This is a genomic window from Pseudomonas gessardii, assembly GCF_001983165.1.
Taxonomy (GTDB): Bacteria; Pseudomonadota; Gammaproteobacteria; order Pseudomonadales; family Pseudomonadaceae; genus Aquipseudomonas; species Aquipseudomonas gessardii.
This window is the reverse complement of record NZ_MNPU01000079.1, coordinates 1-13,896: the sequence shown is the minus strand read 5'-3', so window position 1 is coordinate 13,896 and position 13,896 is coordinate 1. Positions and strand designations below refer to the sequence as shown.

Here is a 13,896-nt window from a genome sequence, read left to right as displayed (position 1 = left end):
GAATAGTCCTGCGTTGCTGCCTGCCTGAAGGTGTCCGGATGGCCGTGGAATCGGTGTCCGGATGCTTGTGGAATTAGTGTCCGGATGTCGGTGGAATGGGTGTCCGGATGATCATGGAATCCGCAGCATGCCTGACTGTCAGTCAGGTGCAGCCTTTCCATAGGTTGCGGCACCAGTGGCTGTGTCGTTGTGGATGGCGACGAATCGGATTTGTCAGGCCGATTGTCACGAGGAGAGTTGCGGCAATGCCTTGTACGACGTGGCTTGCAGCAGTGGTACGAGCGCCCGTCTCTTTCCAGGAGAAAGAGACGGGCGCAGTCTGGCGCAGCGAGGTGTGCAGAGAGGTGAGGTTGCTGCAGCGCAGCGAGGTAGGTCCATCGTCTGCCGCAGTGGACAGATCAGTCGAGTAGGCATCCATCACTCTTGGGGAGTGACCGTGCGAACCGCCGGACGCTAATCGCACTTGGGGAAGAACCATCACGCAAGTGGCGTAGCCTTGAAGGTTCTGGCTACCTGGGCAGGTGCTGTCAACGACAGCGATCCATGCGCCAATTTTTATACCCACTCGAAAAGACGGTCAAGCGTCACGGCCAAAGCGTGCAAAAAGTGGCGACTGTCGCCACTTTTGTCGCCACGCTGCAGGGCATGTCCGACGTGGGTTGTCGCCGGTGTCGCCGGTGTCGCCACTGCTCTAGCCATGACCACGGCAAGATCCGTTCTTACAATGTGGCGGCACTCGAAAAGTGATTACTGATGGGTAACGAAGGCTTGATGCTTATTGAAATTCAAAATGAGATTGTGGAACGAAGTGGCTCGAAAAAAACGGCTGAACCCTCCAACCGGCGCGATCAAAGATCGCTGGATCGGAGGGTTTGGCGGGAAAAGCAAAATCTCAAACGTCAAATACAGCCTCAAGCATCAAGCTAGTTGATTGGGAAGTGGCGGCTTCACGCCCCATGACCAGCGGCTGCTGCAAGCATGCAGTATCAATAAGATATACATCCGAATGAGGCTGCCAGCCAATCGACTATTTTTCTTCAATTCAGTTAAGCTCGGTACCGTAGTTTTTTTCGACGATGCACTTCAACAGGAGAGTCAATGCACAAGGTTTTGCTTGCCGTCAGAGCCATCCAGAAAGGTGATGTGTTCGGCTATTACAGCCATCAACTCACCCTTCCCTTCGCACCGTTCCCAGGCCTTCGTTTTGAGCAAGGAACCAGTTGCACGTTGTGGGAAACGATGACTGGCTCGGAGCTTGCTCCATCTGTTGAGCAGGTCATCTACGACTTGGATGAGGAACAATTCGTCTGCCTATTTGATGTGGACATCCCATTGAAGGCATCTTTTTGGACTGATGATGTAGGTCTGAAGCCCGGATCTGTCAGCGCTATCGGCGAATACTTCCGTAACATGCCCATTCATAGGTAGCTAAGAGCCCAGTACGCCAGCCTTTTCATAAGGAATTATTACGATGAGCGAAACCATGACTGCCGACGAACTCAATCTACTTCTGGACAACATTCGCCTAGAGATTGGTTACCAAGGGGAGGTTACGACCCTCACCTTGAAGCCGCGTCAGGCAGAAGAAATTGATGCTATCAAGAACGGCCTTTACGTTGAGGGGCGTACCTTTCAGTTCAACTCAGCGACCAACAAGCTCACTGTTGACTCGACGAATTGCCCCGTCCACGAGTGATATGTACTAAGGCTGACCCACCGAGCTTTTTCACACATACGCAAGGATGCGAGCAATGCCCGTGCTCAAGAAAAGTCTTTCGAAAAGCCTCATAGCCGTAATCGCCTCAGTTGGTGGCGCCTGCCTTGAAGCCACTACCGACATAATCAAGAAAAACCTCGAGCCCGCGTTGATCAGCGTACGAAACAGCTTTGAGGATCGACTCTCGCCCCTTCCAGAACACGCGTTGATCGGACTAAGTTTGGACTTCTACATGCCTTCGACCCTGGGCAGTGAAACCAGCGCTGAAGGCGTCTCAGCGTCCATCCCAGGAAGAAGCTGTCGCAAGTCTGGTGGACATGACATCGTTCGCGTATTTGACGAGTCAGCAAACGCTCATCGCACGAACGCCGTAATGATCATTCATTGCAGTCCCTCGGGGCGTGTTTCGGTAAGCCTTGCTCCACAAAACGGCCAGATCGTTCCAATTTATGAAGGCCACTTCAAAGACGGTGAGAAAGCTGGCTTCCCGGGAGTACCCGGCAGTTATTACGCCGGCGTTCTGACAATACATCGCCTTGACGCAGTAGAGCCAAAGGGTCCTTGGGTACCGGCCAATAAATGTCAGGTAGACAACAGCTGTAACCCTGAAGATTTTTCGATCAACTAAGGCCCTGTGTACCCGCTACTACCCTAGCCATGCCTAGGCTATCGGAGACCAACTTGTCAGAAACCTCTCTCACTTTCAAATGCCTAGGCCACACCATGCGTGAGGACGGCTTGATTGGGCGCTACCACCTAAAGGTGACCGATATCAGGAGTGGCAGTACCGCGACAATCTCTGTGGAGCCCAGGCACCTTGCCTCCGCCCGAAGCATGAAAAGGATCCTTCTAGCTCGGTGCATGTTCTACAGGGCAACACGCGCATCGCACGACAATATGCTACTCGACATTCTTGATCCGCAATCTGGAGGAACTCAAGATTAGCCTGGCCTGTCTGGCTTTTCGAGCATCATCAGTTTTCTTTTCGCAAGTTCCATCACCGAATCAAAGAACCTATATGGTGTCTAGCCAGAATGACCATGGAACTGAACAGAGCGTTGAGTGTTCGGCAGATGACATCAGTGCGTATATAAAGATGCGAGTTGCAGTAGTCAGCGTCCTGGCTTTATGGCCGCCCAATGTTATCCAGGAGGCCCTAATTAAGCTTCTCCTGTGGGACGAGCAAATTTCTTTAGGAAATAGAAAAACACTTGCAAGGGCTAGGCGAGTCGGTGGAAATCTTCATGTCCGTCAACCCTGACGAATACGATGACGTCAGCTGGAGCACGTTTTGGCCTGCGCCCCAACACTTGCAATCATGTGATAAAGCTATTGCGAAGCAGCGCAATCGCTGCGCCTACTGCTGGCGCCTGCAAGCGGTTTCTGTGGGAAAATCATTCCCCCTCACGCTACCATCGCTCACAAACGAACAAGGCTGTTTATGAGTGTTGGCGCTCTGGAGAATTATGCACATTTCCAAAATGACTTTGGTCAACTACCGAAACTTCAGCAATACAACGCTGAAGTTTCAGCGGGGCGTCAACACCATCATCGGCGAGAATGGCGCAGGTAAGTCCAATATCCTACGCGCAATCCGTCTACTACTGGATGACACCATGGTGCGTGCCGCCTATCGACTGGAGGAATCGGACTTCTGCCGATCGCTCGGCGAATGGCGAGGCCACTGGATCATCATCAGTGTTGAGTTCGAAGAGATCAGCGCTGACGAAGCCGTGCAGGCGCTATTCCTTCATGGCACGGCTGCGCTCGAAGGCGGACCGCTGGCGAAGGCCACCTATAACCTCATCTTCCGTCCGAAAAAGGAGATCCGGCTCAAGCTGGCTGCTCTCGATGTTTTTGATGATGAAGAGCTTACGAGAATACGTAATGCCATCACGATTGACGACTACGAAACTGTGTTCACAGGAAGAAGCGGTGCCGATTTCAGTGACCCCTCCGTCTACCAATCGATCGTGGGCGATTTCGATACGTGTATTTTCAGTGCCGAGACTGAATTTCCTGAGATAGGGGCTAAAGTCCCCGGATTTCTCTCGGTTACGAAAGAAGTGTCACTGACCTTCATCCAGGCCCTTCGGGATGTCGTGGCCGAGTTTCACAACAACCGAACGAACCCGTTGTTTACGCTTCTTAAAAGCAAGAGCGGCGAGATCGATCCAGTGTCGATGCTTCCCATAACCGAGATGGTCAGGAACCTGAATGCCTCTATCGAAGGCCTCGAAGACGTGCAGTCGGTTCGTAACCACATTCGGGAAACCATCAAGGATGCGGCCGGAGAAACCTATTCGCCTGCTTCGCTTTCGATCAAATCTGACCTACCAGACGAAGCAGAAAAATTATTTCAGTCGCTGCGCCTCTTCGTCGGCGAGACCGATGACGGGTATGAGGGTGGTATCCATGAGCTGAGCTTGGGCGGAGCGAACCTTATCTACCTGACGCTGAAACTCCTTGAGTTCAAGTATCAGCGCGAGAAGCTTGCCATTGCCAATTTTCTGCTAATAGAGGAGCCCGAAGCGCACATCCACACCCACATCCAGAAAACTCTGTTCGACCGTATTTCCTACAGCGATGCCCAGATCATCTACACGACGCATTCGGCCCACATCTCCGAAGTGAGCAATGTGAGTAACGTCAACATTCTGGGACGGCAAGGCTCATATTGCGAGGCTTATCAACCCGCTACGGGGCTCGAGCCATCAGAGGTGAGAAGCATCCAGAGATATCTGGATGCCGTTCGTAGCAATTTGCTGTTCGCTAAAAGCGTGCTGCTCGTTGAAGGCGATGCGGAGGAGATACTGATCCCAGTCTTGGTGAAGAAGCTGCTAGGGCTGAGCGTTGATGAGTTGGGTATTAGCGTCATCAACATACGCAGCACGGGGTTCAAAAACGTCGCGGTCCTTTTTCACGACCTCCGAATCCGCAAGCGCTGTGCGATAGTCACTGACCTTGATACCACCTTCTTTGATGTGACGCCGCAGCCAACTGACCTTGAATTTCTGGCAAGCAAGAAGCGCAAGGCGATAGGTTCCCAAAAAGCTGGCGCCGAACGCAAGGTTGGCCTCGATGCCTTTGTCGCTGGAAACCCTTGGATCTCGGTCTACTATGCACCACACACCTTTGAAGTTGACCTCGTGTCAGCGGGCAACGAGGAAGCGTTTGTTCGAGCAGTGAGTAAGATCTATAAAGCGCCGCACACTATCAATGAAGCGGTGGAGGCCCTTCGATCAGGTCAGCCTCATCTGGTAGGTTTTCGTGCACTGTTGATGGCTGAGCATGAAGGGAAAGGCTGGTTTGCAATCATGCTCGCCGAAGAACTGGACCATCAGGTAGCGATCCCTCCCTACATCCTGCAGGCCATTCACTTCGCACATGGGCACATATCCCCTCTGCTGCTCACCAGAATCCTACACTATCGAGTTGCCCGCCAAATCCATGCCGATCCCTCAGGGCAACCACGACTAGCACTCCTCGGGGGGCAGGTTGAGCGCTTCCAACGCGGCGAAATCGATCTGATGTTCCTAAAAGCTGCGGTCGCCCTTGCGTTACCAGGCGATGCCATTAATTCGTTCATGGCGGGCATTGCCTAATGTTTGCCTGGGATCCCCGTGAATTGAACGCGGAGCAGTCAGCCGCAGTGGAAGAACCTTCGAGCGTATTCCTCATCGCATGTCCTGGTAGCGGAAAAACTCGGACTTTGACCTATAAGATCGCTTATGAGCTTTCGCGGAGCATGGACAAGCGGATTGTCGTGGCGATTACTTATACGCACCGCGCTGCAGATGAAATCCAGGAGCGCATAGAAGATCTCGGCGTTGACACGTCAAAGCTGTGGATCGGGACCATTCACTCATTTTGCCTCGAGTGGATCATTAAGCCATATGGCATCTACCTTCCAGAACTTTCCCGCGGCTATCGAGTTTTAGACAAGCACGACCGCGAACTCATGCTTGATCGGCTATGCGCGCCCTACGCAAAGATCACCCACTGGGATTGCGATTACTACTTCAGCGAAACGGGCTATCACCTAGGCTGCAAAGATGTTTGGAAGCATGAGACACTCCATAAAATTCTTGGCGAGTATTTTCGCGAACTCACGGACGCGCGTCAGATCGATTTCGAGCTGATCCTTTGGTATGCGCAGATACTAATGCGCGATCAAAAGCAAATTGCATCGATTCTCGCTTCGGTCTTCTCATATGTTCTGGTAGACGAGTATCAGGACACGAAGCAAATTCAGTATGGTCTTCTTACTGCTATTTTGCGTGCCGGAGCAGGGCGAACGAAGACCTTCATCGTCGGCGATCCGAACCAAGCTATCTACGGCTCGCTCGGTGGCTACGCAATTCCGGTGGCTGATTTTCGTGCTAAAGCTGGCATCCCGATAAGAGAAATGGCACTTACCCGAAATTACCGTTCGAGCAAGAGGATCATTTCCCATTTCTTGAATTTCAACGTTTATCCGACATCAATCGAGAGCGCAGGATCGAATGCGTCGTTTCCGAGCAAGGTTTCGTACAACCAGCACGTAACACTCCCCGATTTGCATGACGAGCTAGTACGACTGATCCAGGCAAGCCTCGCTGCAGGGTATCCACCTGAGGAGATCTGCGTGCTAGCCCCATGGTGGATTTTATTGGCATCGACGACGCGTCAATTAGTACGGATGCTTCCGGATCAACAGTTTGACGGCCCTGGTTTAGTCCCCTTTAGCAACGATATAGACAATTTCTGGTTCAAAGTTTCGAAAATCATCCTGACTGAGTCATCGCCGAAGATGCTTGTTCGCCGCATGCGATGGGCAAGAGATGTGATCAGCGACTTGGTTGATCTTGGCGTTGATACATCGCGTCTGACGCAGCGGCTCCTGTTGAGGGAATGCAACGCAATTTCAATCTCCGAGATGGATGGGATTGCCTACCTTGACCAAGCCTTCACCGCACTGCTTGAACGACTCGGTGTAGCCTTGAATAGTTTCCCCGCATTGGTGGAGCATCGCGATGCGTTCTTTCGCAGCTCACAATCTCGGATCGACAGGCTCCAAAAGGACGGAGCCCCGTACATCAACGACATCTCTTTCTTCAGGAAGGTATTTCGCGAGCGGACAGGTATCACCGTTTCGACGATCCACGGTGTAAAAGGTGCCGAGTACGATGTGGTCATCGCGTTCGGCCTTCTTGAGGGGATGGTGCCTCATTTCACTGAGGCAGCAAGCTTGGATTCCGCTAACAAACTGCTCTACGTCGTAGGTTCCCGTGCCCGCAAACATCTACACCTGATTTCTGAGAGCGGACGTCCCCAAGGTCGCTATGGGAACTATGCGGCTACAGAGGCCCTATTCGCATGTGCCTTTGACTACGACGCAGCCGAGTAGCATCCCGCCTGATTTTTGCCATCTGAAGTACGCCTCGTCCGTGCACATTGTTGGTCGCGGTAGGGACGGCAGTTACCTGCCGCCCCCCGCACAGATCCGTACATGCGGAACTACCGCATACGGCTCCTGCCTCGGGTAGGTTCCTTCCTCGTTTCTGAATCAACGGGTCATTCAGTTCTAAACCAACGCAGACGCCTTTACAGCGCAAAGCATGAAGGCCGGCAGCGTAGTAATTCAATCGCTTTCAGCGTTGATATGCATCGGGCGGGGGGAGGGGCTCGGGAGGGGGCGACATTGCAGGGACTTCTTTCCCTACGCGGCGAGCCATTATTAGGCCATCCCCGTGTAGAATGAGCCGAAACAGCCATTCGTGCAAATCGTTGATGTGCTCGGGGCCGACAACCTTCCATGATGGAATGCGAGATGCAGCAAGCAAATTTTCAGGTTGACTCCCGACTGGCAACGTTGCTCAGCCAAGATTACTCGACGACAGAAAAAGCTCTTAAAGAGTTGGTTGATAACGCATGGGATGCGGATGCAGAAGAGGTGGTTATCGAACTACCTGAGCCATTGACCAATGGCCCTATTGTTATACGCGACGATGGTAACGGGATGACTCGCCGGGAGCTTGAGTCTCATTATTTGAAAATTGCATCTGATCGACGGATGCGGACTAATGTGCGTATTTCGCTCATCGTGACCGGTCATTTCGCTAACAACGTGACCGGTTTCTCCACCCGATTGCGCGGGGTCTAAATTCTAACCGCATCGGTCACGATGCCGCTTCTTCTTCCGTCTTTTTACGTCGCAGCGACTCACCCTTCATCACGATTCGATACGCGCTGTGCACCAGCCGATCCAGCAAGGCGTCGGCCACTGTCGGGTCGTTGATCCAGCCGTGCCAGTGATCAACCGGCAGTTGGCTGGTCAGTACCGTCGACCGCAAGCCGGCGCGGTCGTCGATTACTTCCAGCAGGTCGTGCCGGGCGTTTTCTTCCAGCGGTGCCAGCGCCCAGTCGTCCAGGATCAGCACGTCGACCTTCGCCAGTTGCTGCAACGTGCGGCCGAAGCTGCCGTCGCCATGAGCGATCCGCAGTTGTTCCAGCAGGCGTGGCGTGCGCAGGTATAGCGTGCTGTAGCCTTGGCGGCAGGCCTGGTTGCCCAGAGCGCAGGCGAGCCAGGTTTTGCCGACGCCGGTTGGGCCGGTCAGCAACAGGTTGTGCTGTTGGCGGATCCAGTCACCGCTGGCCAGGGTTGCGAGCTGGCGTTCGTCCAGGCCTCTGCCCGGACGGCGGTCGAGGTCTTCCAGGCAGGCACCGGCGTATTTGAGCTTGGCTTGTTTGCGCAGCCGTTCCAGGCGTTTGTTGTCGCGCCAGGCCAGTTCGCGGTCAAGCAGCAGACCGAGCCGATCATCGAAGCTCAAGCTGTGGCAGGCCGGCAGTGTCCATTGCTCTTCCAGCGCAGTGGCCATGCCGCTGAGGCGCAGGTGGTGCAACTGGTTAAGCGTGTGTTGCGTCATCATTGAACAGCTCCTTTTGGGTGTAATAGTCAGCACCGCGCACGTTCTCGTGACGGGCGGGTTGAGCGGCGGCGGTGGTCTTGGGCAGCGGTTGCTGGTCGAGCCCTTGCTTGAGCAGGTTGCGCACGGTGCGGCTGTTGAGTGCACGCAGTTGCACCGCGCGGCTGGCTGCCGCCTCCAGGCGCTCGTTGCCATAGTGGCGAGCCAGCGAGAGCAGACCCAAGCAGGAGCGGTAGCCCATCTCCGGATGGGGTTTGTGGGTCAGTTGATGTTCGACGATCTGCCGGACGTGCGGGCCGATCCGCTCGCCCCAGTCGAGCAGGCGCTGGGGTGTCCAGTCACGATGGGCCTTGTGCGAGGCCGGCATGTGTTCGCTCTGGGTGCTGTAGGCGCCGCGCCGTTGCAGCAGCAGGTGGCTGGCGACTCGCCGGTGTCCATGCAGGATTTCGACGGTATGGGCGCTCACTCGGGCGTCGACGCTTTGCCGGGCCAAGGCCGAGGGCACGCTGTAAAAGCCGCCATTCACCTCGATGTGGTAGTCGATGTTGACCTTGCAGCGTTTGAAGGTCACCACCTCATAAGGATGCGCCGGCAGCGGTTTCAGCGCCGGCTGGTCGAGCTGCTCGAACCAGTCCCGCCGGCATCCGTCGAGCTTTTTGAACGGGCGTCGGTTCAAGTCCTCCAGCAAGACGGCAATGGCCTGATTGAGGGCATGCAGGCTGAAGAACTGCTGATGCCGTAACCGCGCCATGATCCAGCGCTCGACCACCTGCACCGCCACCTCTGCCTTGGCTTTGTCCTGCGGCTTGCGCGGGCGCGCCGGGAGCATGATGGCGCCGTAGTGCTGGGCGCACTCCAGTGCCGCACGGTTCAGACCCGGCTCGTAACGGTCAGGACGGGCCACCAGGGCACGCGGGTTGTCCGGGACGATCATTTCGGGGACGCCACCGAAGTAGCCGAGGGCCTGGCTCAACGCCGTCAGCCAGTCCACTTGCGTTTCGCCCGGCGTGGCGCACGCGTAGGTGTAGTTCGAGGCACCGAGGGCCGCGACGAAAATGTGCGCCTGGCGGATCTCGCCGGTGGCGGCGTCGATCACCGGCAACGTTGGCCCGGCATAGTCGATGAACAGCTTTTCACCCGCGCGGTGCTGCTGACGCATCGAACGTTTGAGGGTACGGGCGTAGCAGCGGTAATGCTCGACAAACTGGGTGTAGCGGTAGGTCGGCTGGTCGGGATGAGCGGCGGTGTATTCCTCCCACAGCAGTTGTAGCGTCACGCCTTTGCGACGCAGTTCGCGGTGCAGGGTGATCACGTCGGGCAACACGCGGCCGCCGCGTGAGTGCACGACATTGGCGGCCGGCATCAGGGCGGCGCCAAGCGCCGCTTCATCCAGTAGAGCCAGCGCGGGCCACTCGATGCCGGTGTCGCGCGCCGCCTTGATGTACTTGCTGACCACGCCCTTGGACAGTTGCAAGGCGCGGGCGATCTTCTCGTGGGACAGGTCGGCCTCGAACTTGAGGCGCAGGCATTCTTTGATATTACGCATGGCTACTCGCTGCGCCGCCATCCTTCGATTCCCCGAAATGGGACTGAGGGTGGCGGTGCGTCAGGTCATGCGCAACGCAGTGGAGGATATTTCGCTAACAACGTGACCGGTCATTTCGGTAAGAGCGTGACCGGCTGTTTCGGAACAGGCGGAAAATCGGTCACGTTGTTAGCGAAATGAGCGGTCACGCGTTAGCGAAATGGGCGGTCACGATGTACCGAAACGGGCGGTCACGATGGGCCGAAATACGCACTAATGGACGTACCTCAAAAAAACGGCGTCCGATCAAAGGCAAGAAAGGGATCGGAAAATTTGCTGGGTTGATGTCCGCTTCGGTGATGCGTCTCACCACAATGGCCCGTGGCCAACAGATTTCGTTCACGCTTGGTATTGAGGACCTTGAGTCGGCGTCCGATATTGAGCACTTGACGCTACCACTTGAGGTGAGCGAATGCAGCTTCGAAGATCATGGAACCTGCGTGACACTGACGCATCTTCGTCAAGGGCTACGTTACCCAAGTGCTGATCGACTACGCCAAGAACTGATCATGGAGTACGGTCGGCAGAAGGACTTCAAAATTATCATCAATGGTAAACCGCTGGGCATTGATGATCTTGAAGGCGAATTCACTGAGGTGCAAGGTACGTTTCCTGATGCGGGGGATGCAACTCTTCGTTTTGCCATTAGCAAAAAGAAAAGTGGTCTGAGACGCCCCGGCATTACTTTGATGGTGGAAGGAAAGGCAGTCGGTAAGCCTAGTTATTTTGGCTTGGAGAACAGTGATGAGATTCCTGCTCGTCTGCTGAGAAAGCTGTATGGCGAGGTCGAAGCTGACGGGCTGATGGACTATGTAACTGCCGGTTGGGACTCGGTAATCGAAAACAGCGAGGCTTACCTACAGATCGTCACCTTCGTGCAGGCAAATTTGGTTGAGGCTTTCCGCTCTACACACGGTATGGAAATGCGGATGGCGCATGCTCGCTTGCAAAAAGCGGTCGCCGGCCGATTGGAAAAACTGCCCCAGCACAAGCGCGAGTTTGCAGATCGAGCAATCAAGAAGGTTTTGAAAAAGTATTACGACGAACCTGCCCACAAGGTACAGGCTCTCGCATTTGTCGTTCTTGAGGCCGTAGAACGTACCGAATACCGCTCTATCATCGAGCATCTCGCTGAAGCAAATCGCGGCGATATCGTTAACCTTGCTGATGCGCTGGAGAGCTTTGGCCTTGCCGACATGGCCGTTCTGGTCGACCAAGCTAAAGCCAGACTGCAGTTCTTGGATGACTTGGAGCGCCTAGTCCGAAATGAAGGCTGCCTTGAGTCAACGGTACACAAAGCTATAGAAGTAAATCTTTGGATTTTGGGTGCTGCATTCACGATCTTTAGTTCCAATATCACTTTGAAACGGCAGATTGAGGAGCTGCTGAAACAGAAGTACTCCGGAGCGCTAGGCACGACCCGTCCAGACTTGCTGTTGAATGAAAGCCTGCTGGGGGAGTTCTTACTGATCGAGTTTAAGCGTCCCTCGCATCCTTTGAGCTTTGCGGATTACCAGCAAGCAACTCGGTATCGGCATGAGCTTACCGGGTATAGCGCTAAGCCAATAAAAATTCTAGTAATAGGAGGGCGGATTGATGGCTTCCCGACCCGAGAGCTTGAGCCTGGAGTCAGCTGCCTATTGTTTACAGATATTATTTCCACAGCACGCCGACAAATTGAATGGCAGCTTCAACGTGCACCGGGTTTTCCTGGCGCACTGCTGATGTAGGCCGTATTTTGTGGGTTTTGGACAGATTCCTGGCTCTAGCCTTCGGAATCCAGCAGCCCCGGGAGGGCTTGCCATTTTGGCTTGTGACAACACCTTAAGCATGGCCGAACGTTTCAGCCCAGGAAAACGAAGCAATTTACGGCATTGCATACCTGCATGACCGCGTGGTTTTTAAAGCCCAAAATAGAGCGCGGGCGGTACAAACATTGAATCACAACCCAACTGTATGTGCAGAATCCACAGCTGTTTTTCCGTTCATCCAGTCTGGCTATCAGAGCAAATCGGTCAACCGCTGAACTCAATACAGTCGTGCACACTGTGATGGGGGGGCACCCTCGAACACGTGAGTAGGAGGTACCTGCTCTGCGTTAGAGCAAGTAAATCTTCTCGTGCGCGCCACTCTTCCTGATTTTCGTCGTTTCGAACGCATAGTCATGTTCGTCAAAATTACACTCCGAAATAAAGTGAGTGTATTTCAAACTCTTCACGCGGGTCATGGCCTTGCTTTTACGCAGGTCCGTCGTTTTATTCTGAACATTCATTTCAGGTGAGAAGTAATTGATCAAACCGGCTTCGGCGGCGAGCACGAGATTTTCTTCCCCCAGGTTTAGATAGTCGTTAGGCTGTTTGATGGCCATGCCGTCGCGAGACGCCATCGCCTCGAATCGTGGCGTGAAGAAGTACAGATAGATTTCCGCTTCGTCCTCGCATTCTGCCTGGGCTTGCTGCACACGCTTGTGCCCGTCCATTCGGTCAGACAGCTCCATGGCCTTGCCGATGTACATGACTTCGTATTTTTCCGGAAGGTCATCGGTAACACGCAGCAGTTGATGAGCAAAGATGATATGCCTGTTTTTATCCTTGGGCGTCGGGTCCGCAGGTGTCAGGAAATGGTAGGCGATTGCCCGATCCGCGCGCTCCTTCTCCCCGCTTCCCGGCATGACGGCTGCGACCAAGGGCTCTCGCTTCAGCAGGCGCTCATACTCATCCGCGGACTTGACATATTGAATCATTGATTGCAAATGGGCCGGGGTCGGAAAGTATTTTTTATTGATAGCCGGCGCGCCATGCAGCAGTTGAGCAATGTTGACCTTGTGCGGGCGCGACAGCATGCCCTGCGAGGCATACTTAAACACGATCTGGCATTTTTTGCTTAGACAGACACTGGAAAACCGCGCTTTGCGTCGTTTGACAAGAAAATAGATTCGTCCACTTCTGAATCTATCCACTGCCTCTAGAGGTTCCTCGAATTCGCGATATAACTTTTCGGCCGTAATGAAAAACGCATCCACTAGATGAGATTTAAGAATTTTGAACGGTGGTTTTATCATGACTACTCCTTAGGCGATGTCATTCCATAACACCTGGCGCATCATACTGGATCGCCTCTGGCTTTTTTTGACGCTGAGTGACTGCCCCTGGCCGTTCACTGCTGGTCATGGTTGCGAGGGGTTGGGTCAAATCCATTACAATGGCTGGTTAGGTCGACTGCAAATGAGTCGTCAAGTCAGTGCAACTACCCAGGTGTCAGCGGATCTAGAGAAGTGGCCGCCAGCCAGCGGCGTGTTCAGCTAGTCTTCCCACACCAGTGACTCAAGGACGATCCCCATGCCAGATAACTCTGAAGCCAACATAGCCACAGCGGATGCTCTCACGCTGCTCCTGCACAACCAGCACGCCCTAGCAGCGGCCCTTGAAGAAGTGACCAAATGGATTTCAGAGAATGGAGTGGAAAGTGTCGCCGCTAACGCAATGGGGGCCATGGAAACGCTGGACAAAAATGCACGAGCCGTCACCGATGCGATTATGCGCCTACGCCTGTTATAGGCCCTGAATTCAACACATAAGTGCAACGCTCACCCCTGTATGCACTTCGTACGGCGTCTTCCAGCCCAAGCGCTTGCGCGGGCGTAGATTGATCCTCGCTACTGTCCGATTGACGGCTTCGACGGTCAG

Annotated in this window: 10 protein-coding genes and 2 pseudogenes; 8 read left to right on the top strand and 4 right to left on the bottom strand. The window is 54.3% G+C overall.

What is annotated here, in order from left to right; translation table 11 throughout:
- The first annotated feature begins 1,098 nt into the window (after window positions 1-1,098).
- The 6 genes from BLL38_RS28715 to BLL38_RS28690 all read left to right on the top strand — a co-directional run bounded on the left by BLL38_RS28715 (window position 1,099) and on the right by BLL38_RS28690 (window position 7,862).
- Complete coding sequence (locus BLL38_RS28715) at window positions 1,099-1,428, top strand: hypothetical protein (protein ID WP_056785431.1); 330 nt, start codon at window positions 1,099-1,101, stop codon at window positions 1,426-1,428.
- 43 nt (window positions 1,429-1,471) lie between these two features.
- The gene (locus tag BLL38_RS28710) at window positions 1,472-1,696 is read left to right on the top strand and encodes a hypothetical protein (RefSeq protein ID WP_032902227.1); all 225 of its coding nucleotides are present in this window, start codon (window positions 1,472-1,474) and stop codon (window positions 1,694-1,696) included.
- Window positions 1,697-1,751: 55 nt separating this feature from the next.
- Window positions 1,752-2,345 carry a hypothetical protein gene (locus BLL38_RS28705; protein ID WP_198717101.1) on the top strand — a complete coding sequence of 198 codons (594 nt, stop codon included), beginning with the start codon at window positions 1,752-1,754 and terminating at the stop codon, window positions 2,343-2,345.
- Window positions 2,346-3,183: 838 nt separating this feature from the next.
- On the top strand, window positions 3,184-5,322 hold the full coding sequence (locus tag BLL38_RS28700; protein ID WP_032902226.1) for an ATP-dependent nuclease: 2,139 nt from the start codon (window positions 3,184-3,186) through the stop codon (window positions 5,320-5,322).
- The gene (locus BLL38_RS28695; RefSeq protein ID WP_032902225.1) at window positions 5,322-7,106 is read left to right on the top strand and encodes a UvrD-helicase domain-containing protein; all 1,785 of its coding nucleotides are present in this window, start codon (window positions 5,322-5,324) and stop codon (window positions 7,104-7,106) included. Before BLL38_RS28700 ends, BLL38_RS28695 begins: the two co-directional genes overlap by 1 nt.
- Before the next feature lie 423 nt (window positions 7,107-7,529).
- The gene (locus tag BLL38_RS28690; RefSeq protein ID WP_056785433.1) at window positions 7,530-7,862 is read left to right on the top strand and encodes an ATP-binding protein; all 333 of its coding nucleotides are present in this window, start codon (window positions 7,530-7,532) and stop codon (window positions 7,860-7,862) included.
- A gap of 16 nt (window positions 7,863-7,878) precedes the next feature.
- Here the strand turns inward: BLL38_RS28690 and istB are convergent, their stop codons facing one another.
- Both istB and istA read right to left on the bottom strand, forming a co-directional pair.
- A complete protein-coding gene (gene istB, locus BLL38_RS28685; protein WP_056791631.1) occupies window positions 7,879-8,628 on the bottom strand; it encodes an IS21-like element helper ATPase IstB in 750 nt (249 codons plus the stop codon).
- Between the two features lie 19 nt (window positions 8,629-8,647).
- A pseudogene (gene istA, locus BLL38_RS28680) lies at window positions 8,648-10,192 on the bottom strand (IS21 family transposase); the annotation flags it as partial.
- 155 nt (window positions 10,193-10,347) lie between these two features.
- Between istA and BLL38_RS28675 the strand changes: the two are divergent.
- Window positions 10,348-11,940 carry an ATP-binding protein gene (locus tag BLL38_RS28675; protein ID WP_076965241.1) on the top strand — a complete coding sequence of 531 codons (1,593 nt, stop codon included), beginning with the start codon at window positions 10,348-10,350 and terminating at the stop codon, window positions 11,938-11,940.
- 368 nt (window positions 11,941-12,308) lie between these two features.
- Here BLL38_RS28675 and BLL38_RS28670 read toward each other — a convergent pair whose 3' ends face one another.
- Window positions 12,309-13,271: a hypothetical protein gene (locus BLL38_RS28670; RefSeq protein ID WP_032902223.1), complete on the bottom strand. Its 963-nt coding sequence runs from the start codon at window positions 13,269-13,271 to the stop codon at window positions 12,309-12,311.
- 277 nt (window positions 13,272-13,548) lie between these two features.
- On the opposite strand from BLL38_RS28670, the gene BLL38_RS28665 reads away from it, so the two are divergent.
- Window positions 13,549-13,767, top strand: a complete 219-nt coding sequence (locus tag BLL38_RS28665; protein ID WP_032902222.1) for a hypothetical protein — start codon at window positions 13,549-13,551, stop codon at window positions 13,765-13,767.
- 9 nt (window positions 13,768-13,776) lie between these two features.
- Here the strand turns inward: BLL38_RS28665 and BLL38_RS30915 are convergent.
- Window positions 13,777-13,896 (bottom strand): annotated as a pseudogene (locus BLL38_RS30915) (IS30 family transposase); the annotation flags it as partial.